Origin of the sequence: Microcoleus sp. w2-18bC1 (assembly GCF_036700365.1) — a bacterium.
Lineage (GTDB): Bacteria > Cyanobacteriota > Cyanobacteriia > Cyanobacteriales > Microcoleaceae > Microcoleus.
Genome location: NZ_JAUBOS010000135.1, coordinates 1 through 3,547, shown reverse-complemented (window position 1 = coordinate 3,547; position 3,547 = coordinate 1). Strand labels below are relative to the sequence as shown.

The following is a 3,547-nucleotide window of genomic DNA, read 5'->3' as shown; positions in this document are numbered from 1 at the left end:
TAGCAATCATTTGAGGTTTTGGCAATTCTCAATTTCTTTGGATTTAAATCTGCTTGAATATCTGCGGAATGTGGGTTTGAACCCATTCAGCAAGAGCAAATGGTGCTTCAATATGTAAGGACTCACGGCAGAATTACCAGAAAAGAAGCTGTGGAACTTTGTCGTATCAGCGAAGACCAAGCTAGTCGCCTGCTGCGGAAGTTGACTGATGCCAACCAGTTGAAATTAGAGGGTCAAGGCCGCGCGTCATATTATGTTGTTTTCTCGCTATAAAACACGCGCCGCGCCTTTTAAACACGCGCCGCGCCTTTTAAACACGCACCGCGCCTTTTAAACACGCATCTATAGAGTCTGTGGAGGAAAATTGGGTGGGGACTGCGCGAGCTCCGCTCACTTGCTAGTTTTAATAATTTAGCTTTTTACTAAAAAGCCAATTTTAGCTCTTTATTTTTTAAATAAAATAGTCAATAGTTAAATTACTAAAATAATAAAATTAGTTTTTTACTAAATCAACTATTGACTAATTTCGTTTTTTAGATGACGATATATATAGAAAACCCCATCCCATGTCCCTAAAGCCATGATCGCAGTCGCCATCGCGTCCCTGTCCGGGGGGCAGGGCAAGACAACCGCATCTCTATTCCTGAGCCGCCTCCTAGCCAGCCGGGGCTATCCCACACTGGCTATCGACGCCGACCCCCAACACAACCTGACCACCTACCTGGGGCTAGAACTGCAACCCAACCAGCCCACCTTGCTGGAAGTTCTCAAAAAATCCGTGCCCATCGAAGACGGCATCTATCCAGTCGAAGGTAGCGACAACTTGTTTCTAATTCCCTCCGACGACGGGCTTGACGCCGCCGCCGACTACCTATCCAGCAGCGGCGTCGGCGCCACCCTGTTGCTGCGCCGCCTCGAACCAGTTGCCGAAGCCTTTAAATTTTGTATCATTGACGCACCCCCGCAGCGCTCGCAGATTTGCCTAACCGCAATCGGTGCCGCCGACACCGTAATCGTACCCGCCGAAGCCTCCGTCAAAGGCTACGGTTCCCTAGTGCGGACACTCGACTTGCTCAACTCCATGAGAGATGTCAAAGCAACCAACGCTACCGTACTAGGAGTGCTGCCCTTCCGCGACCGCTGGATTGGCAACACTCAAACCCTAGAGAGCCGCCTAGCCGTAGAAGGAATGAAAGACGAAGTTGAAAACGAATTAATTCTCCCTTCAATCCGAGAATCCGAACAGTACAAAAAAGCCATTAACAAACGCCAAACTCTCAGCGAATTAGGACATCCCGACTTAGAATATCCCTTTGAAATTCTGCTCGCCAAAATCGAGTCTCTTTTACAACAAAAAGTACAATGAGTGACAGCATCCTCGACCAAATTCGCTCCAACCGCAAGCGAACAGTTGTTCCAAGCCGAGAAGATACTTTAATCGCCCCCAAACAGGAGAGCGAACAAATAGCTCAACGTTCAACTCCGGCGAACGAAACTTCAAACGAAACTTCAAACAAAACTTCGGCTAACGAAACTTCGGCTAACGAAACTTCAACGAACGCAACTTCAAACGAAACCACTAATCCCAATTCAACATTAGAAGAGTTAAAAGCAGAACTCGCGAAACTTCCGCCAACTCGTCGCCATTCTGCCGTTGTTTTAGATGCAGAAATAGATGCTAACTTGACAAGATTTTGCAAAGAAAAAGGAGTGACCGTAGAAGTATTTTTAGAAGCTGCCTGGCTGCAAGCAGAAGCTTCATCCGAGCTGATGGAAAAAATCTTAGTAGAAGCCAAGTGCCGCTACGATTCCAGAAAACTTGCTGGGAAGTTGAGGCGGCTGATTACAATGCTATCTGGGCGCTGATAGGGAGATGCTACTGCCATTAAACAGTTAACAGTTGATAGTTGATAGTTGATAGTTGTCCACACTGTTAAAAGAACGAGTGGAAAGGCACGCAATCAAAAAAGCCATGAGTGGTTTAATTACTGCGATCAAATAACGGACATTTCTCGCAAGTTATTTAACACGGCGCTGAAGTTTGAGGATTTGTGCGAAGTGAGGATTGTCCCCAAAACGGGATGTTATGTTGTTGAAGTAGTTTACTCTGAACCTGACAACAGCCAATTCTTCTGTAGCTTAAACCCAGAATTAGCGGAGGCTATTGATAAAGGAACTATAAGTTTCATCAGAGTCCTAGATGTCAGTCTTGTCCACCTTTTATAGTGCGTCAGCACTTAACGGGAGAGAACGTCACAAAGCCCTAAAATTCCAAATGCTGCACGGCCCGCCGCTTAGTTTCCTCCCCACGCCTGTCATATTTGGCCGTAGTTACCGGAGAAGCATGACCCGCCAACTTTTGCACCGTCACAATATCCACCCCAGCATCAAGGAGGTCCGAGCAAAACGTGCGCCGGAAATCGTGGGGACTAAAAGACTCCACCCCAGCGAGAAACGCCCGTCGCTGCACAATCTTCAACACACCATCCTCCGTCATCCGCCGGCGCTGAATTTCTCCCCCCTTCCGAATCGGGTACAACAGAGGCCCAGTCGCCTCTCCCCTCAACTCCAGCCACTGGGACACTAAAACGCAAGCAGACTCCGGGAGATAAACCGTCCTGTCTTTCTTGCCCTTGCCCTCTCTGATGAACAGCGCTCCCGTGGATAGATTGAAATCACGCTTCAAGAGATTGACCGCTTCAGAGCGACGGATGCCGCCCCCTCGCAAGATAGCAATCAGCGCCGAGTCCCTAACATCAATAGGGGTCTTACCAGAGCAGCTTTGCATCAATGCAGCAATCTCACAGAGCGTTAGCGCGCGCCCCCTAACCTTTCCCGATTGCTTGATACTCCTGACATCCACCGCTTTACTGTAATCTATGGGGTCGATTAAATCCAACCGCAGAGCTTCCTTCAACACCCGTCGCAGGGCGCACAGCATTTGGTTCACCGTCGCCGGGGCGTACTTTTTCTCCATAGCCGAGCGCAGAGCCGCCGTATGTTTGTAGCGCAATGCCGCCCAATTCAAAGTCATTGCGTCGCACTCCCCACCTGTCAGCATTCGGGCCATGATATTGAGTCCTTCTCTCATGGTTGCCTTTGACCGCTCGCTCCCCAAACTGTCGAGGTACACTGCTGCTGGGTGCTGAGTCAGGGGTACCGGACAGGGCAGATTCAATGTTTCCGGCTGTTGCTCTCCAATTCTGTTGAGCATTTACTCTTTCAAAGTGACATTATAAATACTAAATTTTACGCCGAAAAGGCGTTAAGTACATGAACAGAAATATTTACACAGATATAATTTTGCAAGGCTCACAGGAAGAGAATTTCCGATTCTATTTTGTGTAATTAATTCTGTCCAACTACTTAGCGATCGATTTAACTCTTCCCTGGTGAACCCTCACCGTCCGAGGACGAGCCCGTGTGTTCCCTCCTCTTCGTAGAAGAAGAACACCTTTATGCAGCTTTAGCGCTCTTTCATCACTTTAGCCATAGTATAATATTCCTGAAGTCATCAAATAGTTAAAATGTATGGTCGTACCCCGCC

Annotated in this window: 4 protein-coding genes; 3 read left to right on the top strand and 1 reads right to left on the bottom strand. The window is 48.0% G+C overall.

Translation table 11 applies throughout. From position 1 onward, the window contains the following. Positions 1–99 precede the first annotated feature (99 nt). The 3 genes from QT979_RS28570 (at position 100) to QT979_RS28560 (ending at position 1,866) form a co-directional block, all read left to right on the top strand. Positions 100–273 carry a hypothetical protein gene (locus QT979_RS28570; RefSeq protein ID WP_333312354.1) on the top strand — a complete coding sequence of 58 codons (174 nt, stop codon included), beginning with the start codon at positions 100–102 and terminating at the stop codon, positions 271–273. Between the two features lie 307 nt (positions 274–580). After that, positions 581–1,366: a ParA family protein gene (locus tag QT979_RS28565; protein WP_106331468.1), complete on the top strand. Its 786-nt coding sequence runs from the start codon at positions 581–583 to the stop codon at positions 1,364–1,366. Beyond that, a complete protein-coding gene (locus tag QT979_RS28560) occupies positions 1,363–1,866 on the top strand; it encodes a hypothetical protein (RefSeq protein ID WP_333043158.1) in 504 nt (167 codons plus the stop codon). Before QT979_RS28565 ends, QT979_RS28560 begins: the two co-directional genes overlap by 4 nt. A 397-nt stretch (positions 1,867–2,263) precedes the next feature. Here QT979_RS28560 and QT979_RS28555 read toward each other — a convergent pair whose 3' ends face one another. Next, positions 2,264–3,214, bottom strand: a complete 951-nt coding sequence (locus tag QT979_RS28555) for a tyrosine-type recombinase/integrase (protein WP_333312353.1) — start codon at positions 3,212–3,214, stop codon at positions 2,264–2,266. Between the last annotated feature and the right edge of the window lie 333 nt (positions 3,215–3,547).